The organism is Planktomarina temperata RCA23, from assembly GCF_000738435.1.
Lineage (GTDB): Bacteria > Pseudomonadota > Alphaproteobacteria > Rhodobacterales > Rhodobacteraceae > Planktomarina > Planktomarina temperata.
Window position 1 is genome coordinate 2,122,055 of the sequence record NZ_CP003984.1, and the last position, 23,141, is coordinate 2,145,195.

At 55.6% G+C, this 23,141-nt stretch carries 26 protein-coding genes; 8 read left to right on the forward strand and 18 right to left on the reverse strand.

The window, feature by feature from the left end; genetic code table 11:
• Window position 1: 1 nt before the first annotated feature.
• The 7 genes from tolR to ruvC all read right to left on the reverse strand — a co-directional run bounded on the left by tolR (window position 2) and on the right by ruvC (window position 4,567).
• Complete coding sequence (gene tolR / locus RCA23_RS10110) at window positions 2–466, reverse strand: protein TolR (protein ID WP_044050210.1); 465 nt, start codon at window positions 464–466, stop codon at window positions 2–4.
• Between the two features lie 9 nt (window positions 467–475).
• Complete coding sequence (tolQ, locus tag RCA23_RS10115) at window positions 476–1,150, reverse strand: protein TolQ (protein ID WP_044050211.1); 675 nt, start codon at window positions 1,148–1,150, stop codon at window positions 476–478.
• A gap of 91 nt (window positions 1,151–1,241) precedes the next feature.
• A complete protein-coding gene (gene ybgC / locus RCA23_RS10120; RefSeq protein ID WP_044050212.1) occupies window positions 1,242–1,631 on the reverse strand; it encodes a tol-pal system-associated acyl-CoA thioesterase in 390 nt (129 codons plus the stop codon).
• Entirely contained in the window at window positions 1,628–2,257 is a 630-nt protein-coding gene (locus RCA23_RS10125; protein ID WP_044050213.1) for a hypothetical protein, read from the reverse strand. The genes ybgC and RCA23_RS10125 overlap by 4 nt, the downstream gene beginning before the upstream one ends.
• Window positions 2,258–2,343: 86 nt before the next feature.
• Window positions 2,344–3,393 (reverse strand): Holliday junction branch migration DNA helicase RuvB, encoded by a 1,050-nt coding sequence (gene ruvB / locus RCA23_RS10130; protein ID WP_044050214.1) that lies wholly within the window; start codon window positions 3,391–3,393, stop codon window positions 2,344–2,346.
• Window positions 3,390–4,064: a Holliday junction branch migration protein RuvA gene (gene ruvA, locus RCA23_RS10135; RefSeq protein ID WP_044050215.1), complete on the reverse strand. Its 675-nt coding sequence runs from the start codon at window positions 4,062–4,064 to the stop codon at window positions 3,390–3,392. Before ruvA ends, ruvB begins: the two co-directional genes overlap by 4 nt.
• Window positions 4,061–4,567, reverse strand: a complete 507-nt coding sequence (ruvC, locus tag RCA23_RS10140) for a crossover junction endodeoxyribonuclease RuvC (protein ID WP_044050216.1) — start codon at window positions 4,565–4,567, stop codon at window positions 4,061–4,063. The genes ruvA and ruvC overlap by 4 nt, the downstream gene beginning before the upstream one ends.
• 276 nt (window positions 4,568–4,843) lie before the next feature.
• Here ruvC and RCA23_RS10145 point away from each other — a divergent pair, with 276 nt between their 5' ends.
• Entirely contained in the window at window positions 4,844–5,047 is a 204-nt protein-coding gene (locus tag RCA23_RS10145; RefSeq protein ID WP_044050217.1) for a YjiS-like domain-containing protein, read from the forward strand.
• Between the two features lie 84 nt (window positions 5,048–5,131).
• On the opposite strand, the gene RCA23_RS10150 is transcribed toward RCA23_RS10145, so the two are convergent.
• From RCA23_RS10150 to RCA23_RS10160, 3 genes are all read right to left on the reverse strand, one after another.
• A complete protein-coding gene (locus tag RCA23_RS10150; protein WP_044050218.1) occupies window positions 5,132–6,004 on the reverse strand; it encodes a 50S ribosomal protein L11 methyltransferase in 873 nt (290 codons plus the stop codon).
• 130 nt (window positions 6,005–6,134) lie between these two features.
• Window positions 6,135–6,788, reverse strand: a complete 654-nt coding sequence (msrA, locus tag RCA23_RS10155) for a peptide-methionine (S)-S-oxide reductase MsrA (RefSeq protein ID WP_044050219.1) — start codon at window positions 6,786–6,788, stop codon at window positions 6,135–6,137.
• Between the two features lie 88 nt (window positions 6,789–6,876).
• A complete protein-coding gene (locus tag RCA23_RS10160; protein WP_044050220.1) occupies window positions 6,877–8,085 on the reverse strand; it encodes an MFS transporter in 1,209 nt (402 codons plus the stop codon).
• Between the two features lie 149 nt (window positions 8,086–8,234).
• Here RCA23_RS10160 and RCA23_RS10165 point away from each other — a divergent pair, with 149 nt between their 5' ends.
• Window positions 8,235–9,398, forward strand: a complete 1,164-nt coding sequence (locus RCA23_RS10165) for an alpha-hydroxy acid oxidase (RefSeq protein ID WP_044050221.1) — start codon at window positions 8,235–8,237, stop codon at window positions 9,396–9,398.
• Between the two features lie 89 nt (window positions 9,399–9,487).
• Here the strand turns inward: RCA23_RS10165 and RCA23_RS10170 are convergent, their stop codons facing one another.
• Window positions 9,488–11,323, reverse strand: a complete 1,836-nt coding sequence (locus RCA23_RS10170; protein ID WP_044050222.1) for a BCCT family transporter — start codon at window positions 11,321–11,323, stop codon at window positions 9,488–9,490.
• 318 nt (window positions 11,324–11,641) lie between these two features.
• The gene (locus tag RCA23_RS10175) at window positions 11,642–12,787 is read right to left on the reverse strand and encodes an MFS transporter (RefSeq protein WP_236631346.1); all 1,146 of its coding nucleotides are present in this window, start codon (window positions 12,785–12,787) and stop codon (window positions 11,642–11,644) included.
• Between the two features lie 128 nt (window positions 12,788–12,915).
• On the opposite strand from RCA23_RS10175, the gene RCA23_RS10180 reads away from it, so the two are divergent.
• From RCA23_RS10180 to RCA23_RS10195, 4 genes are all read left to right on the forward strand, one after another.
• Window positions 12,916–13,551, forward strand: a complete 636-nt coding sequence (locus RCA23_RS10180) for a 50S ribosomal protein L25/general stress protein Ctc (RefSeq protein WP_044050223.1) — start codon at window positions 12,916–12,918, stop codon at window positions 13,549–13,551.
• A gap of 126 nt (window positions 13,552–13,677) precedes the next feature.
• Complete coding sequence (gene pth / locus RCA23_RS10185) at window positions 13,678–14,364, forward strand: aminoacyl-tRNA hydrolase (protein ID WP_044050224.1); 687 nt, start codon at window positions 13,678–13,680, stop codon at window positions 14,362–14,364.
• Window positions 14,361–15,383 (forward strand): DUF2332 domain-containing protein, encoded by a 1,023-nt coding sequence (locus tag RCA23_RS10190; RefSeq protein ID WP_044050225.1) that lies wholly within the window; start codon window positions 14,361–14,363, stop codon window positions 15,381–15,383. The genes pth and RCA23_RS10190 overlap by 4 nt, the downstream gene beginning before the upstream one ends.
• A 1-nt stretch (window position 15,384) precedes the next feature.
• Entirely contained in the window at window positions 15,385–15,756 is a 372-nt protein-coding gene (locus RCA23_RS10195; RefSeq protein ID WP_044050226.1) for a DUF2237 family protein, read from the forward strand.
• A gap of 25 nt (window positions 15,757–15,781) precedes the next feature.
• On the opposite strand, the gene trpB is transcribed toward RCA23_RS10195, so the two are convergent.
• From trpB to rpsA, 5 genes are all read right to left on the reverse strand, one after another.
• The gene (gene trpB / locus RCA23_RS10200; protein ID WP_044050227.1) at window positions 15,782–17,014 is read right to left on the reverse strand and encodes a tryptophan synthase subunit beta; all 1,233 of its coding nucleotides are present in this window, start codon (window positions 17,012–17,014) and stop codon (window positions 15,782–15,784) included.
• 82 nt (window positions 17,015–17,096) lie between these two features.
• Window positions 17,097–17,735 (reverse strand): phosphoribosylanthranilate isomerase, encoded by a 639-nt coding sequence (locus RCA23_RS10205; protein ID WP_044050228.1) that lies wholly within the window; start codon window positions 17,733–17,735, stop codon window positions 17,097–17,099.
• The gene (locus RCA23_RS10210) at window positions 17,732–18,085 is read right to left on the reverse strand and encodes a lipopolysaccharide assembly protein LapA domain-containing protein (RefSeq protein ID WP_044050229.1); all 354 of its coding nucleotides are present in this window, start codon (window positions 18,083–18,085) and stop codon (window positions 17,732–17,734) included. Before RCA23_RS10210 ends, RCA23_RS10205 begins: the two co-directional genes overlap by 4 nt.
• Window position 18,086: 1 nt before the next feature.
• On the reverse strand, window positions 18,087–18,368 hold the full coding sequence (gene ihfB, locus RCA23_RS10215) for an integration host factor subunit beta (protein ID WP_044050230.1): 282 nt from the start codon (window positions 18,366–18,368) through the stop codon (window positions 18,087–18,089).
• Between the two features lie 261 nt (window positions 18,369–18,629).
• Window positions 18,630–20,291, reverse strand: coding sequence for a 30S ribosomal protein S1 (gene rpsA, locus RCA23_RS10220; protein ID WP_430903611.1), 1,662 nt, complete (start codon window positions 20,289–20,291; stop codon window positions 18,630–18,632).
• A 259-nt stretch (window positions 20,292–20,550) separates the two neighbouring features.
• On the opposite strand from rpsA, the gene RCA23_RS10225 reads away from it, so the two are divergent.
• A complete protein-coding gene (locus RCA23_RS10225) occupies window positions 20,551–20,880 on the forward strand; it encodes a hypothetical protein (protein WP_044050232.1) in 330 nt (109 codons plus the stop codon).
• Between the two features lie 11 nt (window positions 20,881–20,891).
• On the opposite strand, the gene RCA23_RS10230 is transcribed toward RCA23_RS10225, so the two are convergent.
• Entirely contained in the window at window positions 20,892–21,914 is a 1,023-nt protein-coding gene (locus RCA23_RS10230) for a LacI family DNA-binding transcriptional regulator (RefSeq protein WP_044050233.1), read from the reverse strand.
• An 81-nt stretch (window positions 21,915–21,995) separates the two neighbouring features.
• On the opposite strand from RCA23_RS10230, the gene RCA23_RS10235 reads away from it, so the two are divergent.
• Entirely contained in the window at window positions 21,996–23,138 is a 1,143-nt protein-coding gene (locus RCA23_RS10235) for a phytanoyl-CoA dioxygenase family protein (RefSeq protein ID WP_044050234.1), read from the forward strand.
• Window positions 23,139–23,141: the final 3 nt, after the last annotated feature.

The window sequence follows — 23,141 nt, forward strand, 5'->3', positions numbered from 1 at the left end:
CCTATCCGCCAGAGCCGTCAAATGTTGGACCACCCAAATCTGTGACCAAGCCGATATTGCCGAAGCCCGCAGCGTTCATCGCCCCCATGACCTGCATCACCCGCGCATAGGGAATGGCGCCATCGGCCCGCAGGAAGACCTTATCATCTGCGCGTTCCTGGGCGATGCCGCGCAGACGGGTCAAGAATTCCGTCTCTGGCGTTTCGGTCGTCTGAATCACAATGGCGCCCTCGGCGGTGAGCGTGACGGTCAAAGGCTCCTCCGTTTCACTTGGCAAAGCGCCGGCGGCAGTTTTGGGCAAATCAACATCCACCCCGACCGTCAGCAAAGGCGCGGCCACCATGAATACGATCAGCAAAACCAACATCACATCCACAAAGGGTGTGACGTTAATTTCAGCCACAGGCCGGCTGCGCCGGCGCCGGCGCCGGCCTCCAGAGCGCTCCTCCGCCATGTCCAGCTTCATAGCCAAGCCTCAGCCCCCCAATTGGCGCGATAGGATGGTTGAAAACTCATCGGCAAAGGCCTCATAACCGGCAATGACGCGGTCACAGCCAACGCTAAGATGGTTGTAAAACACCACCGCCGGGATCGCGGCCAAAAGCCCAAGTCCCGTGGCCAAAAGCGCTTCCGCAATCCCCGGCGCCACCACCGCCAAATTGGTATTTTGCTGTGCTGCAATCTCAATAAAGGCATTCATGATGCCCCAGACCGTCCCAAACAATCCAATGAAGGGCGCAACCGACCCGATAGAGGCCAAAATTGCCAAACCACTTTGCAGATCATTCGATTGCTTAGCCAAGGCCACATCCATGGAGCGTTCAATCCGCGATTGTGCCCCGGCAATCAACACCCCATCGCTGCGATGCGAGCGCCGCCATTCGGTCATACCGGCCGTAAAGATCAGCTCGCTGCCCCCTTTTGGCGCGGCACCAATTTTGTCAAAAAGCCCATCCAGCGGCTCACCAGACCAGAAGGCCTTGTCAAACTTCGCCGAGCGCCGACGCGCCAGGTTCAAAGCAATGCGCTTGTTAATCGCGATGGTCCAAGACCAAATTGACAGGCCAATCAGCAACACAATCACCGCCTGTACTGGCAGTGTCGCGCGTGAAAATAGGGCCCAAATCGAAAAATCGATTGCTGCTTCCATGTGAATGCCTCTGTTTGTGGCTCTTTGACCGAGTTTTGCGCGAGTGTAGCGAAAAACCTTACAAAAAGCCAAGCATTCGAAGCAATAGTTTTTAAGCGTTGGAATTTCGGCGAAGTTCTGCCGGAAGACGGGTTGGCTTGCCCGTCTCAGTCAGAGCCACAATCGTCACTTCGGCGCTAAAAAGCACCTGCCCTCTGCGCTGCACCTCCTGGTGCAAGATCCACCGTGCCGGAGTGGATGACCTTCGCTGGCTCACCACCTCGAGCTGATCTCCCAGCCTTGCAGGGGCCAAATACTCTGCTTGAATGGAGCGCACGGCGAAGACCATTCCGGAAGCCTGAAGCGCCAATTGATCCACGCCCAATTGCGCCACCCAGGTCGAGCGCGCCCGTTCGATGAACTTTAAATAATTGGCATAATAGACAATGCCGCCCATATCCGTGTCTTCGTAATAGACAGTTAATTCGAATCTATGACTCATAAAGCCCCCTCAATTCGCGCAGCCAATCGCAGCGCATGGCTGGCGTCATCGGCCCGCACAGGCATCACCCGATCATAGCCCGCGCGCAGCAAAGCGGCCACCTCAGGCCGCATCACCGTGGTGCCATTGTCCAGAACGGCCAGTGGCGAGCGGCTTTGAAACGCCTCTTGCGACCAAAGAAACATCGCCTGCACCGCCTGCGACAGAGCCAGGCTATCGGCCCCCAATTGTTGCAGGGCCTCATCGACGCGCAGAAAGACAAAACAGGCCTGAATGGCGCCCTGCTCATCAAAGCGAAAGGCGCGATATTGATTGGCCTGCGCGGCAACGAGCCGATCCACAACACTGTCCAGTTGCGGGATCATCTGATCGAGATCAGGCACAGCGCGCAATTCTTCCCAATCGGAAAAGAAGAACATCATCAGATTGCTGCCCAACTCCGGATCCAATTCATCAGTAGAATGTCCAGAAGCGATACACACGGCCTCAATTGCCGATTTCATGATGACCAAAGTCTCGTCCTGCACACCAAAAACCACAGGGCAAATCGGGCGGCCCCATCGGGCGAAGACATAGCTGCCATCGGTTCGGGTGAACATGCGTTCAATCTCGCTTGCCGTTAACACTGGCCAATCCTTCTATTACCGCAAAACGCGCGCCCCTCGTAGCGCTCTATCAAGCGTTTGGCTAGGGGCCGCCAAGCGCGGTGCGGCTATTCAAACAGCTGCGCCTGCGCGGCAGGCTGCGGCGGCGCCATACCCAGATGCGTCCAAGCTTTTTGAGCCAGCATACGGCCGCGGGGCGTCCGCTGTATCAAGCCTTTTTGCAACAGATATGGCTCAATCACCTCTTCCAAAGCATCACGACTCTCTGACAGGGCGGCAGATAGGGTCTCAATGCCCACCGGGCCACCAATGTAATTCTCCGCAATCAAGCGCAAATAGCGCCGATCTGCGCCATCCAAGCCTAGATGATCCACACCCAGGCGCGTCAGCGCATGATCGGCGATGGCTTGCGTGATACGCCCATCGCCTTCCACAACTGCGAAATCCAAAACCCGGCGCAGCAAGCGCCCAGCGATGCGCGGCGTGCCCCGCGCGCGTTTCGCAATTTCCCGCGCGCCCGCATCATCCGCCGGTACGCCCAGCAGTTTGGCATTGCGCGTGACAATCTGGTGCAGCTCTCCATCGGTGTAAAATTCCAATCGCGTCGGAATGCCAAAGCGGTCACGCAGGGGGGTCGTGAGCAGACCCAAACGAGTTGTGGCCCCGACCAGCGTGAAAGGCTGCAACTCAATGCGCACCGTGCGCGCCGCAGGCCCCTCGCCAATGACAAGGTCCAGTTCAAAATCCTCCAATGCCGGATAAAGAATCTCTTCCACCACAGGATTGAGGCGATGAATTTCATCAATAAATAAGACATCGCGCGCTTCGAGGTTCGTCAAGATCGCGGCCAAATCCCCAGCTTTGGCCAGAACAGGCCCGCTGGTCATGCGGAAATTCACACCCAATTCACGCGCCATGATTTGCGCCAAAGTGGTTTTGCCAAGACCGGGCGGGCCATGAAAAAGCGCATGGTCCATGGCCTCCCCACGCTGCCTTGCCGATTGAATAAAGACACTCAAATTGGCGCGCGCCGCCTCTTGCCCGATAAACTCGTTAAGACCCTTGGGCCGTAACGCCTTGTCGCCATCCTCCGCCAGCCGCTCCGGCCGCAGGGTTGGATCCGGCTCGGCTGAGCTATTGTCCCACTCCGCACTCATGTCTTAGGCGCCATTTTTTTGAGCGCAGCACGGATCAAGCTTGCAGAATCCGCCCCAGACATTTCACCGCTCAACTGCGCCACCACCGCCGCCGCCTCTCCTGGTGCATACCCCAGATTGCTCAAAGCCGACAGGGCATCGGCCTGCGCTGAGGGGGTCGCGGCTGGCGCGGGCCTTGTGGGAACGGCGGGACTTGCGCTCTCGATCACAGCGGCCTCCTGCACATCATCCGGGTGGATCTGCACCGCCCCATCCATCATAGCCATGACAGTCGGCGCTTTGTCTTTGAGCTCGATCACCACCCGTTGCGCGGTTTTCGGTCCGACACCCTTTGCCGCCTTCAAAGCTGTCCAGTCTCCCATCGCGATGGATCGGCTCACCCCATCAGGCCCCAAGGCCCCGAGAATCGCCAATGAGGCCTTCGCCCCAATCCCTTGCACCGACATCAGCAATCGGTGCCATTCCTTCTCAACCAGCGAGGTAAAGCCAAACAATTGCATGAGATCTTCGCGCACCAACAAATCCGTGTAGAGCGCAACAGCCTCGCCTGCCGGCGGCAAAACCGCCAGCGTACGGTCGGAGCAATAGACCATATACCCCACCCCGCGCACATCTAACATCACATGATCGCTGGCTTTATAGTCAACCCGACCTGACAGTTTCCCAATCATCCACTCGCCCTTTGCAATGCGGCCTGAAAATGACTGCCCGCTTGGATATGATGCGCGTGACAAATGGCAATCGCAAGCGCATCTGTTGCATCAGGCCCGGCCAGTTTCACACCCGGTAGCTGCAAGGACACCATATGCTCAACCTGCCGCTTGTCCGCGTGCCCCACGCCCACCACCGCTTTTTTCACCGCATTAGGGGCATATTCTCCAACCTCGAGGCGAAACTTCGCTGGCACCAGCATGGCAATCCCACGCGCCTGGCCCAATTTCAACGTCCCCGCCCCATCACGGTTCACAAAAGTTTGCTCCACGGCCGCATGACTGGGGGCGTAGTTCTCAATCACCTCAGACAACCCCTCAAACAGCGCCAGCAAGCGACCGGCCAAGGGTCCAGGCTGCGTTTGGCACTGACCATTGGCCACATGCCGCAGTTTGCTGCCGTGCACATCCACAAGCCCCCAGCCTGTGGAGCGCAAACCCGGATCAATGCCCAGTACCCGCATGGAAATCCCCTCGTATGGTCGTCTTACAGGTTAAGTAGCACGAAACGCGAACATCTGAAAAGCAGTCATTTCAGTTGCGGCGCAATTTTCATGTCAAATGAACGTGCGTCATCGTAAAGCTTCCAGAAAAAACAAACCTCTATACCCCAAGTCAGTCATGCAAGAATTGCATATCGGTTATGTTGTTTTTCCCAGTAGCCAAGACCCTACAGCGCGCCTAAATGCCCAGCATAAAGACAAATACTCCTGACATCATTTTCGGAAAGGACATCCCAAATGGCATATCTCGAAACATCCCGCAGCGCGGCAATTTCCACATCTCGCACAGTCATCGCCAATTTTGCCGCGACAGTCTTCACAGCCTTTGTACGCTGGAACGATGCACGCGTCACCCGTAACGCCTTGTCACAACTGTCATTGCGTGAACTCAACGATATTGGTTTGGTCCCCGGTGATATCGAGCGCATCGCACGCCGCTAAGGCACGCCCCGCCATCGGGAAATATAGCCAGCCTTAAAGACGTCGCGCTGATCTCAGTGCGGCGTTTTCGTTTGGGCCGTCCTGCTAGGACAACCGGCGCAGGGTCAAAGCGCTCCACTCACCAAGATCTTCGCGCGTCTCCAAGGCCAAGCCCTGCCCCTGATAGACCTCAACAATCTCATCGGCTTGCTCAACCAAAAGCCCCGAGAGAATGGCCCGCCCACCAGGCGCCAAATGCGCCGCCATATCAGGCGCCAGCTCAATCAGCGGACCTTTCAAGATATTGGCAAAAATGAGATCAAATGGCGCGCCGGCCCGCAAGACAGGCGAGTCGAACCCAATGGATTCGACGCAAGACACCCGGCCCACCAACCCATTGGCCTTCACATTGGCAAGCGCCACCTCGACGGCCACAGGATCAATATCACTGGCCAGAACATGCGCCGCCCCCATGCGGGCGGCAGACATCGCCAAAACGGCCGTGCCGCAACCAAGATCCAAAACATTGTCGAACCGCTGCCCATCGTCCAACAGCCGGTCATAAGCGCGCAAACACCCAAGCGTTGTTCCGTGATGCCCGGTGCCAAAAGCCATGGCCGCTTCGATCAACAGGCCAATGCGTCCCTCAGGCAAAAGCGCAGCATCATGGCTGCCATACACGAAAAACCGTCCCGCCTCGACGGGCGGCAATTCGCGGCGCACCTTGGCGACCCAATCTTGATCCGGCACTTCGGATACGACAAAGGGCCCAGCCCCAAAAGCGGCCGATAGCAAAGCCAGATCAATATCATCCGGCGCGTCCAGGAAATATCCCCCCACTTCCCAAATGCCCTTGCCGTCTTCAACTTCAAACACGCCAACCCCAGTTGGCGCCGGCTCCAGCGCTTCCAGCGCCTCCCCCAGCGCTTCCGCTTGAGATTTGCCGGGTAAAGTGGTCAGGGCGGTATAGGTTAGCATGGGTCAGCTCCAATGATTTGGTGAGCCCATATCCTGTCTGGCCGGTCATCGCAATTGCTGGCCACCCGCGCCGTTTGCGAAGGGCACGCCCGCCGCAAACTCAAAGGCAAGGCCGCGGCACGCGGCTCCACTAGGTCACAGCCAATCCGATAGGACAGCTCACCCCAGTTCCCCCTATGCCGCAATAGCCATTAGGATTTTTCGCCAGATATTGCTGATGATAATCTTCGGCATAGTAAAACTGGGGAGCTGGCAAAATTTCACTGGTAATTGCGCCAAATCCAGCCGCCGCAAGCTGCTCTGCAAAGACCGTGAGGCTCGCCGCAGCAGCCTGGGCCTGCCCCGCACCATAGGTATAGATGCCAGAGCGATATTGCGTGCCGCGATCATTGCCCTGGCGCATGCCTTGAGTCGGATCATGACCCTCCCAAAAGACCTTCAGCAAGGCCTCATAAGTCACAATCGCCGGGTCAAATATCACCCGCACCACCTCATTATGCCCAGTTTTGCCGGTGCAGACCTCTTCATAAGTCGGATTGGGCGTATAGCCAGCCGCATAGCCCACCATAGTCACCCAGACCCCCTCAATCCTCCAAAACATCCGTTCCACACCCCAAAAGCATCCCATTCCGAACATCGCCTCCTGCAGCCCCGCATCCAGCGGTCCTTGCAAGGGACGGCCGGTCAGAAAATGCGTGGGGGCGGTGGCAATTGGGGTGACACGCCCCGGCAAGGCTTGGTCCCTTTGAACCATCTGTGACTTTTCTTGCGACATAAAAAACATCTCTGGCTCCCCTTAAGCTTTCTCTAAGATATAATGGTGATCGGGCAGATATCCAGCACAGAGGCCGCACTGCGCCAAAACACGCCCGTTAAAGGCTCAAAATCGTCTCATAGCCCGGTTCAGGACGCCTTGGAATTAACAAAGCCAGCCCCAGCGACGTCAGCGCCATGCCCGCGGCCAGTATAAACACCAAACTGGGTGAAAACAGCCACAGAAGTCCCAGAAACACCGGCAATCCGACTGCCGCGATATGGTTGATGGTAAAGGCCACTGCGGCCGTGGGGGCTATATCGGCCGGATCTGCAATCTTTTGGAAATAGGTTTTCAGGGCAAAGGCCAGTGAGAAAAACAGGTGATCTACGACAAATAACGCCCCCGCCAGCATCACACCCCAACCAAACATGTAAATGCCGCCATAGGTCAAAAACACCAGGGCCAGACCTGCGTATTCAAAAATCAATGTATTGCGTTCCCCATAGCGCGCCACAACGCGGCCAAACACCGGACCAATAAACATATTCATCACGAGGTTGATTAAATACAGAGAGGTCAATTCATGCACGTCAAAGCCGAAACGCTCCACCATCATAAAGCCCGCAAACACCATGAAGATCTGCCGCCGGGCACCGGCCATGAACTGCAGCGCATAATAGAGCCAATAGCGTTTGCGCAGGACCATGGTTTTATGCTGCGGCGTGGGCGATTGGAATTGCGGGTAAAGCACCATACAGGCCAAGGCGATGGCCGCGGTTATGCCGCCCGAAATCATATAGGCCGTATTAAAGCTCAACGCGAGCCATTCCCAGGTGACGACAATGACGCCAAAAGCCACCAGCGAGGCCGCCGATCCCATCGCCAATAGCCAGCCCAGAACCTGCGGCGCCTGCGCTTTGGAAATCCATTGCAATTGCAGCGATTGGTTGACCGTTTCATAATAATGAAAGCCAATAGAGGAGAGCAGTGTCAGCGTTAAAATCCCGCCCATTTGCGGAAACCAAGCGGTCACCGCCGTGGCCACCCCCAAGAGCACCAAGGACAAAAGACCCAAGACCTGCTCGCGCAAAAAAATGATGATGGCAATCACCCCGACCGCAAGAAATCCAGGAATTTCTCGCACCGAATGCAACAGCCCGATGTCCGCCCCATCAAAATTGGCCACTTCGATCACAAAATTGTTGAGCAAAGCACTCCAAGTAGCAAAGGCGATGGGCATAGCTGCGGCCATGACAAAGAGCAAAAATATCGGTCGGCGCCAAACTGGCGCGGATTGCGCTTCTTGCAAGGTTACGATCTGCATTGACTTACTCCCAAACACCGCCCCGCGATCTGCAGATTGCGATCCTCTTGCATCACCCCCAGCGGCAAACGGAAACCATCGGGCTGATCTTTACCTCCACCTCACATATTGGTAATGTAAACTGACCAATTTGCAGTAAAGGCTAGGCTATGCCCGTAATCACAACCATTCAAGACCTCAAAGAGATTTATAAGCGCCGCGTGCCGCGAATGTTTTATGATTACTGCGAAAGCGGTAGCTGGACCGAGCAGACCTTTGGCGACAATATTTCTGATTTTGCCAAACTGCGCCTACGCCAACGCGTCGCGGTTGATATGACCAACCGCAGCACCGCATCCAAAATGATTGGCCAAGACGTCTCCATGCCCGTGGCCCTGGCCCCGGTGGGGATGACCGGCATGCAATGCGCCGATGGCGAAATCAAAGCCGCCCGGGCTGCAGCCGCTTTCGGTGTTCCCTATACGCTGTCAACCATGTCAATCTGTTCCATCGAAGATGTCGCCGCGGCCACAGACGCCCCCTTTTGGTTTCAGCTCTACACTTTGACCGATGAGGACTACTCAGATCGCCTGATCCAAAGGGTGAAAGACGCCAATTGCTCCGCACTCGTGATCACTTTGGACCTACAGATCCTAGGACAGCGCCATAAGGATTTGAAAAACGGGCTCTCCGCCCCGCCAAAACTGACCGCCAAGACCATCGCCAATTTGGCCACAAAATGGAGCTGGGGCCTTGAGATGCTGGGCACAAAGCGCCGTGGCTTCGGAAATATCGTGGGGCATGTCAGCGGCATCTCTGACACCACCTCCCTCAGCGCCTGGACCGCCGAGCAATTTGACCAAGCGCTCGATTGGAAAAAAGTCGAGGTCTTAATGAAGAAATGGGGCGGTAAGGTGATTTTGAAGGGCATCTTGGATCCCGAAGACGCAAAAATGGCGGCGAAACTCGGGGTTGATGCGATCATCGTGTCCAATCACGGCGGGCGGCAGCTTGATGGTGCGCTCTCCTCAATCCGCATGTTGCCGAAAATCGTCGAGGCGGTGAATGGTAAATGTGAGGTTTGGATGGATGGCGGCATCCGCAGCGGGCAAGATATCCTCAAAGCCAAAGCTCTTGGCGCGACCGGAACAATGATTGGCCGGTCCTATATCTACGGTCTTGGCGCGATGGGTCAGGCCGGTGTGACAAAAGCGCTGGAAGTGATGCACAAAGAATTGGAGACCACAATGGCACTCTGCGGACATCGCGACATCAACGATGTGACCCGAGATATTCTCTACATTCCAGAGGATTTTGAGGGGCGTTGGGCCTAGGTCAGCGCCATAGCCGGCCCTGGGGGCTTGCGAAAACGCAACAAAAGAGATGGGGCGCAGAGAAGCACGCCCCATCTCAGGTTTTAGGATTACTCAGCAGCCGTGCTAGAGTCCTCTGGTCCCTTGCTGCGTGCGCTGTCACGATAGAGCGCTTTTGTGAGCGAGAGCATCATCAGCCCCATCACCATCGTGAATGGCAGCGCCCCGATAATCATGGCGCTTTTCAAAGCTTCCATCGGATCGGCGCCCGGATTACTCTTGCCCGCCACCAACAAGGTGCCGATAACGGCAGTTAAGATCAGACCCCAGACAATTTTGTGCTTGTTGCCGATGTCTTGATCACCACCCGACATGATGGTGTTCATCACCAAGATGCCTGAGTCCGCCGAAGTCACCAAGAAGGTCATGATCAAGACGACACACATCACGGTCAAAGCAGACAACATGCCACCGTCAATCATTTGCCCAAGCGTGACGAAAAGTTTGTTGGTGTTTGATGCCCCAACAATCGCACCATTGGCGCCGCCGGTCAGCTCCATGTCAATGGCCGTGGCTCCGAGGATGGTCATCCAGGCAAAACACACCATCGCAGGCGCAAATACGCAGCCCAAGATAAACTCTCGCACCGTGCGTCCGCGCGAAATCCGCGCCAAGAACAAACCCACAAAAGGCGAGAAGGCAATCCACCACGCCCAATAGAAGGTGGTCCAGCCTGCCTGCCAGCCAAATTGACGCCCCTGCTCACCGGCCGCATAGACCGCACTCAAGGTCGCCTCATCTAAAGCGGCGGCCGCGCCCTCTAGTCCTGATTTAAAGCCATCATAGCTGCCCCAGGCATTGGTGGCACCGCCGATCAACTCTTCGGCCAAAGGTTTGGCCGTCTCCGGAAGTGCCATGGCAAAGGCATCTGAAGATTGCGGGCCATAGGCTCCAAAGCTGAGCGATACGAAGTGCAAGATATAATCGACAAAGGCCGTTGCGTAGGTCGTCATTGCGAAAACAAATGAGCCGAACAGCACAAAGGTGAACAACAAAATCAGCGATAATACCAAATTGAGGTTGGACAGGTATTTCACCCCGCGGCCCACCCCGGACACGGCTGAGATAATCGACAGACCCATGATGCAGAGCAGCCCCGCAATCAAGCCCACAGTGCCTGGCTTTGGCACGTCGCCGGTCATATCCATCAACCAATTGGCGCCGGTGATCGCATAGACCCCATCGATAAACTGGCTCACACCAAAGCCGATGGTGACCGATACGCCCAAAATCGTGGCCACAACGCCCAACACATCCACCAGATGCCCGATAAACCCGTTCACATAGCGGCCCAATAGTGGGGTCAGCGCGGAACGGATGGTCAGGGGCATATCGCGGGTATAGGCGTAATAGGCCAGGCTCAGGCCGGTGACGACATAGATCGCCCAAGCGTGAAACCCATAATGCAAAAACGTATAGCGATAGGCCGAGGTCAAAGCCTCTTGGCTGTTTGGTGCCACCGCCCCGCTGACTGTCTCAGGGTTTGAGCCCCAAAGACCCAAAGGCTCAGCCGTGGCAAAGACCATCAGCCCCACACCCAAGCCTGCGCCAAACATCATGGAAAACCATGAACAATTTGAAAACTCCGGCTCCTCATCCGCCCGGCCCATCTTGCGCTTGTCAGTTTGCGGCAAAATAGCGACCACAGCCAGAAAAAAGGCAAAAAGCCCCACAATGATGATATAAAATGCGTTGAAGCCTTCCAAAAGCGACCAATTCAGGCTGCTTAAATTGCTATTGGCATTGGCCGGCCAAACCAAGGCCCAGATCACAAGCGCAACCATAATGCCCTTGCTCAACAGCGCGATTTCAACGCTGTGGCCTTCATAAAAACCGGAAGTGGCCCGTCGGACCTCAACCGCTGTAAATGGGGGTTTTGTTGACATATCTGTCCTCCTTTTCATTCAATGTGGCGATGCTGCGCAATCAAAACGCTTCAAAATGCGAGCATATGGCTCCGCTGATCGCCTTATTATTATTCAAATATTGTAGACTTTTGTGTCCGTGCCTCTTCTGTGCAGACATTGCAAAATACATATCGCACCAGATGTCTCACAGGCGTATAGCCAAATATTTGGAGTGATGTCATGGCTTTGATCCGTTGAAATGTCTGAGTGGAAAATAAACATATACAAAGAACACCGCTTAATACGGCAAAGCCTGCCAGAGCGTTATTTTTTTCGCAAGCTTTTGTTTGTCATAGTTTACGTGCGCCGCAACAGCAAAGTCAGCGGAATGGCTGTAAGACTGAGGCCCGCAGCGACGAGGAACGCGATGCGCAACCCATAAAATTCAGACACGAGCCCCATTAGAGATGGCGCCAGAAAGAATCCAGCAAATCCCAGAACAGCCACCCGCGAAATCGCCTCCGTGCGCAGATGATCCGGCACCTTTTGCCCAACCAATGCCAAGCCCAAAGGACCAATCACCGAGATGCCGAGGCCTAAAATACCAAATCCGACATAGGCCCAAAGCGGCGCTGAGGCCAAAGCCGCCAAAACCCCACCAGCAGCGGCCACGAATGTGGCCAATATGATGACTTTTGTCTCAGAAAAAATTTGCGACACGGCTTGGCCTGAAAACCGCCCCAGCGCCATGGTCAACCCCAACATCGCCGGCCCCATCGCCCCTTCGGCCGCACGGCCCTGCAGGCTGCGCTCAATGTGCAAAGCCGACCAGGTCTCAACGGTGGCTTCGGTCATAAAGGCAACCAAAACAATCAGCCCACAAAGAATAATGGGCTTCAACGGATAGCGGCCACCCGCGCTGGCGTCCTTTGCAACCTCCCGCGGGGGCATGTAGAGAAAGACGGAGAGGATCAAAATAATCGCCGCCACAGCCGCGAAGGCCGGTCCCGGCGCGATCTGCGCCTCGCGGGCCACGCCGCTCACAATCGCAGCACATGCGTAACCCACGGAAAACATGCCGTGGTTTGCATTCATCAACGGCTGACGATGCAGCTGTTCCAACTCGCTCACCCGCGCATTCATCAACACATCGGTCAGGCCCGAGGCCGCGCCAACAATCACCATTGCCACGCCAAAGCTCACCGCATCAGTGGCCAAGCCCGGCAAAAGAAAGCTCAAGGCAAATACAACGCTGGCAATCTGCAAGCCGCGTGCACCCAACACACGGTCCAGCCGCGGCGCCAACATCATAGAGCTGACCAGCCCAAGCGCATTGCACAACAGCAATAGCCCAAAAGTGGCATCGCTAACATCCAAACGTGCTTTGATCTGTGGCACATAGGCCGCAAAACAACCCCAAAACAGGCCCACGATCACAAATGCAATCGCAGGACGGCGGGACAAATATAGGGCGTGAAAAACTTGCATAGCTTGCTTTTTCATAGCCGCAGGCCTCTTGCAAGAAACAAAGCAAACAAGGGCTTTTCATTTACCTCATATGGCCCTATACGGCGCACTTCAACGGGGCATACACCCTTGGAGGATGCCCCCCCATTTTAAGGAATAGACCCATGGCAGGACAGATCCCAGATCTAATCGCTTCGGTACGGACGGGGACAGGCAAGGGGGCCGCTCGTCAATCTCGCCGCGAAGGCAACGTACCAGGCATCGTTTTCGGTGGTGAGGCAGACCCGCTTCCCATCAATATCCCGTTCAACAAACTGTTTTCCCTATTGAAAGCAGGACGGTTTAAGTCAACTTTGTTCAACCTCAAAGTTGAAGGTCATGACGACGTACGCGTCATCTGCCGCGATGTGCAACGTCACACCGTGAAAGATTTGCCAACGCATGTCGACTTCATGCGCCTGCGCCGGACATCAAAAATCAACCTGTTTATCCCGGTTGAGTTCTTGAACGAAGACACATGCCCAGGCCTGAAAAAAGGTGGCGTGCTGAGCTTGGTGCGCCCTGAGGTTGAACTGGTGGTGACCGCAGGGGATATCCCTGAGAAGATCACAGTCGATCTGGCCGGTCTCGAAGTGGGTGATGTGATTACAATCTCCGCAGTCGAACTGCCCAAAGGCTCCAAAACAACCATCGACCGTGACTTTGTGATCGCAAATATCGCAGCGCCATCGGGTCTGCGCTCAGCGGACAATGAAGCTGAGGACGATGCGGAAGAGGTTGACGGCGAAGCCGAGGCATAAACCTCGACCTTCGGGCCACTGTAAGACAAATGAAACCCCACCAGAGATGGTGGGGTTTTTGCATTTACCGCCCCAAATGCGCGCAAATCTCTTTCAACCCACCGGTCCGCACGTTAAACTCATCCCATGAAACTTTTCGTAGGCCTTGGAAATCCTGGCGCAAAATATGCGCATAATCGGCATAATATCGGCTTTATGGCCCTAGATAGAATCGCCGAAGATCATCAATTCACCCCCTGGCGCTCAAAGTTTCAGGGGCAAATTTGTGACGGCACATTGGCTGGACACAAGGTGCTGCTGCTCAAACCCACAACCTTCATGAACCTCTCAGGCCAATCGGTGGGTGAGGCTGTAAGGTTTCACAAGGTCGCTCTAGATCAAGTCACCGTTTTTCACGACGAATTGGATCTCGCCCCTGGGAAATTGCGGCTGAAACAGGGCGGCGGTCATGCGGGGCACAATGGGCTGCGCTCCATCCACGCTCATTTGGGGGCAGACTACGGCCGCGTGCGGCTCGGGATTGGCCATCCGGGCCATAAGGATGCCGTGGCCGGTTTTGTGCTCCGAGACTTTGCCAAGGCAGATCAAAATTGGCTGGCGGCCCTATTGACCGGACTAAGCAATGGCGCGGTGCATTTGGCCGCAGGGGATGGGGCAAAATTCATGAATGCTGTGGCCTTGCAAACCGCCCCGCCGCGCTCTTCAAAAACCACCAAAACCGCAGCGCAAAAACCCGTGCAGACCGCAGCGGCGCCTGACAAAGGCGCGCCTGCGCCCTCTCCTTTACAAAGGCTCCTCGAGAAATTTAAATGAAACGCCATTTCGAACGTCAAGCGACCTATTGTTCAGCCTTTGGCGCAGATCTCACAGCCCGACTGTTGCGTCAGCTGCCCGATTGCATTTCCCCCAACAGCGCCCTCGGTCAGCGCATCACGAATTGGCCCGGTGATCCAGCACCAGAGGCAGACAACCTTCCTCTGAGGCTGGCCGGAGGCCTGCATGCCTTGCTATTATCGGCAAAAGCCCGTGACCTGGCCCCCATCTATCGCAGTGGCGCAATGGCCGATGCGGAGCTGCCAGCGGTCCTGCGGTCCGTGCTTCAGCGTCACGACGCTGAACTGACAGCTTTCATTGCAAATGCACCACAAACCAATGAAGTGCGACGGGCTGCCGGGCTCGTTGCCGCGGCCCATTGGCTCAAAGCCTACACCGGATGTGATCTCATCGCCTCTGAACTGGGCGCCAGCGCCGGTCTCAATCTCGTATTTGATCGATTCCACCTGGCTGTAGGACAGGGCTATGGGCCACCCGATAGCCCAGTACAGCTCACGCCAAAATGGCAAGGGTCGCTGCCGCCAGCGGCCCCCTATCTCCTGCGCGATGCTCAGGGCTGTGATCTCGCCCCTCTGGATCTGCGACAGAAGCAAGACCTTCTGCGACTGCACGCCTATATATGGGCCGATCAACCCGAAAGGCGCGCCCGCACCGATGCGGCCATCTCTCTCAATCCACCGCTGCCGAAAAAATCCAGCGCCATTGAGTTTTTGCGCCAACGCCTCGCCGCCCCTTGGTCCCGCTGCCATTTGATCTATTCAACGGTCGCTTGGCAGTATTTCTCAAAAGAAGAAAAGAGCCAAATTACAGAGTTGATAACAACACGCGGCGCAGAGTCACAGGCACCCCTCGCGTGGCTACGGATCGAGGCAGACGGGAAATCGCCAGGCGCCGGCATGCGGTTGGACTTGTGGCCTGAGCAAAAGCGGATAGAGTTGGGGCGAATGGATTTTCATGGCCGTTGGATCACTTGGACGGCTCCAAAGCCGAGGGAATAACATGCAAAAAGACATCGAAATCAATGTCGTTGGCCTGCCCCTCGCGCCTTGCTCTCAGGAGCCTTTGACGGGTTTTTTCCGCGATGGCTCCTGCAACACCTGCGCCCAAGATACCGGCAGTCACACGGTCTGCGCGGTGATGACCGCTGAATTTCTCGCGTTTTCAAAATACCTCGGCAATGACCTCAGCACCCCGCGGCCAGAGTTTGGCTTTGCGGGGCTCAAGGCCGGGGATCGCTGGTGTCTGTGCGCCGGACGGTTTTTGCAGGCCCACGAAGAGGGCTGCGCGCCTCAGGTGCAACTCACATCGACCCATCAAAAGGCTTTGGACATTGTTCCGATTGAAATTCTGCGGCTCTATGCAACGCCCTGATCGAGGCCGTGATGAGACCCCGGGGTTAGGCCCCCGTGTTCATCTCAATTCCCAAAGCGGCTGCAACGGTGAAGATATCCTTGTCACCACGTCCGCACATATTCATGCAAATCAAGTGATCGGCGGGCAATTCAGGCGCGATTTTCATCACATGGGCCAAAGCATGGCTCGGCTCTAGAGCCGGAATAATGCCTTCAAGTTCACAGCACAGCTGAAAGGCTTCCAGCGCTTCCACATCGGTTATCGAGACATATTGCGCCCGGCCAATGTCGTGCAGCCACGCATGTTCTGGGCCAATACCAGGGTAATCGAGCCCGGCGGAAATTGAGAAGCCTTCGAGAATTTGCCCATCATCGTCCTGCAGTAGGTACGTGCGATTGCCATGCAGCACACCCGGACGCCCACCGGTGAGAGAGGCGCAATGCTCCATCTTGGCATTCACGCCTTTGCCTCCGGCCTCGACACCGATAATTCCCACGTCTTTGTCATCGAGGAAGGGAAAGAATAGACCCATAGCATTCGAGCCGCCGCCTATGGCCGCAATCAATGTGTCGGGCAGACGCCCTTCCTTTTCCAGCATCTGCGCGCGCGCTTCCTTGCCGATGATGGCTTGAAAGTCCCGTACCATCGCCGGATAAGGATGAGGGCCCGCGACTGTGCCGATGCAGTAGAATGTATCCTCCACATTGGTCACCCAATCGCGCAATGCGTCATTCATTGCGTCTTTTAATGTCCCGCGACCTGAGGTGACTGGCACAACCTCTGCACCCAGAAGCTTCATGCGAAACACATTCGGCGCTTGGCGCTCAACATCATGCGCGCCCATATAAACCACGCATTTCAAACCAAATTTCGCACAGACAGTCGCGGTGGCCACCCCATGTTGACCGGCGCCGGTTTCGGCAATGATCCGGTTTTTTCCCATGCGGCGGGCCAAGATAATTTGACCCAAGACATTGTTAATTTTATGCGCGCCTGTGTGGTTGAGCTCGTCACGCTTGAGATAGACTTTCGCGCCGCCCAAATGCTCGGTCAAACGCTCGGCATAATACAATGGGCTCGGACGTCCGACGTAATTGGTCCAAAGATCATTCATCTCTGCCCAAAAGCTGTCATCGGTCTTGGCATATTCATATTGCGCTTCAAGATCCAAGATCAGCGGCATCAGGGTTTCTGAGACAAACCGCCCGCCAAAATCGCCAAAACGACCCTGTTCATCCGGTCCTGTGGTAAAGCTGTTGAGCAGATCGTCGGCCATTGTTTTCTCCCTTGCGCATCTGCGCATAGAGGTAGCGCCCTGCCCCTCCAAGGTAAAGACCTGGTCGCAATTTTCCGGTGCTTTAGCTGTTGGCTTCAGTGACAAATTTTGCCATCAACGCGGCGCTCTTCTGGCCGGGCGCCGTTTCAATGCCGGAACTGACATCAACCTGCTGCGCGCCGGAGCAGCGCACCGCCTCGGCCACATTGTCAGGCGTAAGACCACCGGCCAGCATCCATGGCACGGACCAGCTTTCGCCCTCAAGCAGGCGCCAGTCGAAAGATAGACCATTGCCCCCCGGCAAGGTCTCACCCTCGGCCGGTTTGGCATCCAAAAGCAATTGATCGGCCACCCCCGAATAGAGCTGCGCACTGGCGACATCGGCGCGCGATGCTATTCCCAGGGCCTTCATCACCGGCAAACCATAGCGCGCTTTCACCGCCGCCACGCGGTCCGGAGTTTCAGAGCCGTGAAGTTGCAGCATGTCGAGCGGAATAGAGGCGGTGATGCGATCAAGGGTCGCATCATCGGCATTCACCACCAAGGCGACTTTGGCCAGGCCTATGGGCGCATGCAAAGCCATGCTGCGCGCCGTCTCAATTGAAACATTACGAGGCGATTTATCGAAAAAAACCAAGCCTATATAGGCCGCCCCTGCGGTTGCAGCGGCATCTATATCGCCCTGTGTGGTCAAGCCGCAAAGCTTGACGCGCACCTTCATGACACCTCGTCCAAAAGCGCCAGGATTTCATCTTTGTCTGTATCGGTAGACGTCGCTTTCAATTTGCTCACCTCACGCTCTAAGCGCACGACCTGCATATGTTCGCTTCGTGCGGCGCTGCGGTGTTTCATCTCCCGCAGCCACTCCCAAACGAAGCCAATCAGTAGGCCCAAGGTCACGCCAAGGAAAATCACCACGAAGAGCGGGACTTGCATTTGCACGTTCAAACCGACCAGCGCGCCAAGCGCTTCTGGCAAGAGCGACAGGGTCACAGCCCCGCGGTTGGCCAGGGCCACGACAATCAAGCTGATCGCAATAAAGCCCAAAACCATGTACCGCAGATAGCGCATTTTACTTCCCGTTTAGACGGTCTCTCAAAAGCTTGCCTGTTTTGAAGAAAGGAACATGCTTTTCTTCAACAGCAACAGACTCGCCGGTCCGTGGGTTGCGGCCAATACGCGGATCGCGCTTTTTCACGGAAAAGGCCCCAAAGCCACGCAGCTCAACGCGATCGCCTTCTGCCATCGTGTTTATAATTTCTTCAAAGATAGTGCTCACGATTTTCTCAACATCACGCTGATGAAGATGTGGATTTTCATCCACCAATTTTTGAACCAATTCTGAACGAATCATAGTATCCCCCTCGAAACTGTAAAAGTCATGAGCCACCCAAGCCCTAGTGATAGGCTACAGGAAAACCAACCCGAATGTGAACCTATTGTTTTGTCCATAAGTGAAAAAAACTGAAAATTTAGCATTTCAGGTGTGAAATTATTAAAAATATCATCTTTTCGGTAATTTTGGATCTCTTTTTAATGCAAATCAAGACCTTGAGGCCAAAAAAAATCCCGCCGAAGCGGGATTTTTCAGATTTTTGTTCAATAACCGTTTCGGTTATTCGTCAGATTTAAGCGCGGCGCCCAAGATATCGCCCAAAGACGCACCTGAGTCGGATGACCCATATTGCTCAACGGCTTCTTTCTCTTCCGCAATCTCACGCGCTTTGATGGACAGGCCAAGACGACGTGTTTTCGCATCGATATTTGTGACGCGAACGTCCACTTTGTCACCCATGCCAAAACGATCTGGACGCTGCTCAGCACGATCGCGTGACAGGTCAGACCGACGAATGAAGGACTTCATGCCCTCATATTCGACTTCAATGCCACCGTCTTCGATCGCTGTGACTTCAACAGTGATGATCGAGCCGCGTTTCACGCCGCCGACCGCATCTGCGAATTTGTCGCCACCCAGGGCTTTGACAGACAGGCTGATGCGCTCTTTTTCGACGTCCACTTCAGAGACAACGGCCTGAACCATGTCACCTTTGCGATAATCGCCAATCACATCTTCGCCGCGGCCTTCCCATGTCAGATCCGACAGGTGAACCATGCCATCGATGTCGCCTTCAAGACCGATGAACAACCCAAATTCAGTGATGTTTTTGACTTCACCTTCCACTTGGCTGCCTTCAGGATGCTGCTCTGCAAAGACTTCCCACGGGTTGCGCTGTGTTTGCTTCAGACCCAAGGACACGCGACGCTTCACGCCATCAATTTCCAGAACCATCACATCAACTTCTTGCGATGTTGATACAATTTTACCCGGATGTACGTTTTTCTTTGTCCAAGACATCTCAGACACGTGCACCAAACCTTCAACGCCCGCTTCCAGCTCCACAAAGGCACCGTAATCGGTGATATTGGTCACGCGGCCTTTGTGCTGTGACTCCAGCGGGTATTTAACGCTAACGATATCCCATGGATCATCCATCAACTGTTTCATGCCCAGGCTGATGCGATGGGTTTCTTTGTTGATTTTGACAACTTGGACTTTCAAAGTCTCACCAATTGTCAGGATTTCTGATGGGTGGTTGACGCGGCGCCAGGCCATATCGGTGACGTGCAACAGACCGTCAACACCGCCAAGATCCACAAAGGCACCGTATTCTGTGATATTTTTCACCACACCGTCGACACTGTCACCTTCGGCCAGTTTGCCGATCACTTCAGCGCGCTGTTCGGCACGTGATTCTTCCAAGATCGCACGGCGCGACACAACGATATTGCCCCGGCGACGGTCCATTTTCAAAATCTGGAACGGCTGTTTCAGACCCATCAATGGGCCCGCATCCCGCACAGGGCGCACGTCAACTTGGCTGCCTGGCAAGAAGGCCACAGCGCCACCAAGATCAACAGTGAAACCACCTTTGACACGGCCAAAGATTGCGCCATCAACACGCTCTTCGTCTGCATAGGCTTTTTCAAGACGATCCCAGGCTTCCTCACGACGGGCCATTTCACGGCTGATGACAGCCTCGCCCTTGGCGTTTTCTGCGGCACGCAAGAAAACTTCGACCGTATCCCCAACAGAGATGACGGGAGCTTCGCCGGGATCTGCAAATTCTTTAATATCTACGCGGCCTTCCATTTTGTAGCCGACGTCGATGATGGCCTGTCCCGCTTCGATTGCGATGACTTTGCCTTTGACCACTGTGCCCTCTTCGGGCGTGTCAACCTCGAAGCTTTCTTGCAAAAGGGCTTCGAATTCTTCCATTGTTACGCTTGCCATGTGGCGTTAATTCCTTACGTTTATGTTTCTGGCCGTGCGGTTGTCTCCGCCGGTCTTGAGTTGCATTGGTCCTATTGAGCAAAGCGGATTGCGAACACCAAGAAGGGCCGGTGCTAGCCGACCCTGCTGCGATACTCATAATCCACGACTGTTGCCGCCGTTTGGACAGGGCCGCGTATAGGGGCAAAATTCCAATCTTGCAAGGGCCGATCACCGGTGCAATGCTCTCTAAAAGGAGCACCCTATGCCACATGCCGACCTCAAGTATTCTCCAGATCTTTCATTCGACCCGCAAGCCATGTTCACAGCCATTGAACAGACCATTCTAGCCCATGATTCCGGTTCCGGCGATTGCAAATGCCGCAGCTATCCGGCCGAGGCCAGCAATCACACCCATCTGCTGATTGAGATCTCAATGCTGACCAAGCCGCATCGAGATGAGGCTTTTACGCGTACCCTGCGTGATGCAATCGCAGCCGCGGTCAAACACCACTTGACCCAAAGCTGCTATATCTCCCTGGCCATCACATATTCCGATGCCATGTACCTAACCGACCGGCACGACGTGGGGTAACGCGATGTCGTCTATTGGCGCGGACAGTTTGCGGGGGTGATGATTTGCACGTCGGCCGGGCCACCCTCCAAGACCGGTGGGCGCAGCTTGTGATAGGCGGTGATATGTTGGAACGCCTGGTCAAGATCTGCGCGAAGATCGTGATGCAGGACGAATGCCAACCGGCCCTGGCGCAGCAAACTGCGGTTCTCGCGGTCCAAATCATGGGCAATAAACAATTCCGGTTCGAGCTGCACCTGTGCCAGCGTCGATAAAATGGCCGCATTGGCCCCGCCCATCGAATAGACACCGAGGAGGCGATCCAATCCACGCACCGCTTGGCGGATCTGCGCCGCTGTTCCAAGCGCCAGCCCTGCCCCGCCGCTTGCCTCGCGCAGGCTCACCTGCGGGCACAAACGCGCCATTTCAGCCGCAAAGGCCCGTGCCCGCGCCTCTTCCCCCTGAAACTGCCGGCGCGATGTTGTGGTCAATACTGCGCCGCTGCGACCTTGCAGCCATTGGGCAAAGAGATAGGCTGCGGTGCGTCCCGCATTTGCATTGTTCAACCCGACATAGGCCAAACGCGCACAGTCCGGGCAATCGGTGAAGACTGTCACCACGGGGATTTTCAAATCGGTCAGCCGGTCAATCTCAGCGCGAATTGGCGCGACATTTTGTGCCTTAAGCACAATGCCCTGACTGCCCTGCTTGGCAATCTTGGACAGGGTCGCCACGGTTTTCGCCGGCCCGCTATCCTCTGCAAAATGAAACCTTGGCCGAACGACCGCGGGCGCGAACTTCGGCAGAACTTGAGTTGCAGCCCGGCGCAGCTCATCGGAAAACCTCCGGGGTGCTTCGACCACGATATCTATGAACATCCGCCGCCCCCGCGCGGCCAATTGCCCCTCTTGCCCTGTCAACTCCACAATCGCCGCCTGCACACGCCGGGCAGTCTGCGCACTGACATGGGCACGCCCATGCAAGGCGCGATCGACCGTGGCCAAACTCAGGCCCGATTGCAGCGCAATCTCTTTGAGGGCAAAAGGATGTTTCATTGAGGCGTTTTTGAGGTATTTTGAGGAGTTTCTCAAGCCATTTCCGGCTATGCTCCGTGCAACCTCAAACAGGAGCGCGTGATGCAAGCCTATCTTTCCCCAGATGACTGCAATTTGGAAGAGTTCACCCAGCAAGTGACCCGCAGCCTTACCCCGCAAGAGGTGCCGCAGGCTCATGACATTCAAAACAACATTCCGATCTATGATGTCACACAGTTGGATCTCACCGGAGACACCCGTGCCTTGAAAGCCGAATGGGCGCATGTGTTTCTCAAATCCTCTGGGGTGTTGCTGCTCAAAAATGCCTTTCAAGACACCGGCTGCATTGACGCGGCCAGCGTGATTTATGAGCGCATCATCGCCGATGAGAAAGCCGCCCAAGGCGCGAAGGCCGATCACTTTGCAGCCTCCGGCGCCAATGATCGGATCTGGAATTCGGCGCAAAAACTTTGCCACTATGATCCCAAGGTCTTTGCGCAATATTTTGGGAATCTGGCGATTGATGCGGCCTGCGAGGCTTGGCTTGGGCCAAATTACCAAATGACCGCGCAGGTCAATCTGGTGCGCCCGAGCGGTGCGGCGCAAAGTCCGCACCGAGATTATCACCTTGGATTTCAACCGCGCGAGGTCGCCGCGCGCTATCCGGCTCATGTGCATGACCTCTCGCCTGTTCTGACGCTGCAAGGGGCGGTGGCACATGTGGACATGCCAATTGAAAGCGGGCCGACCAAATTGTTGCCGTTCAGTCAACTCTATCGCCACGGCTATCTGGCCTTCACCATGCCAGAATTTCGCGACTTCTTTGAGGAAAACTTCGTACAAGTGCCGCTCAAAAAGGGGGATGTTCTGTTTTTCAATCCAGCACTCTATCACGCAGGCGGCGCGAATGTGAGCGCAGATATTCAGCGCATGGCCAATCTGCTGCAGGTCTCTTCGGCCTATGGACGCTCTTTAGAAAATCTCGACCGCCAGAGCATGACCCTTCAACTTTATGAGGTGTTGGCACGCGGGGATCATGGTCTCTCAGAGCCGCAGGTCGATGCGGCAATTTCCGCCTGTGCGGAGGGGTATTCGTTTCCCACCAATCTCGACACCGATCCGCCCATCGGCGGCCTAGCTCCAGAAACCCCAGCCGCGCTGTGCCGCCGGGCCCTAGCCAATCAGATGGCCGTCCAAGACTTTAACGCCGCGCTGACGGCGCTCTATAGGCGCAAACAGGCCTAAAGG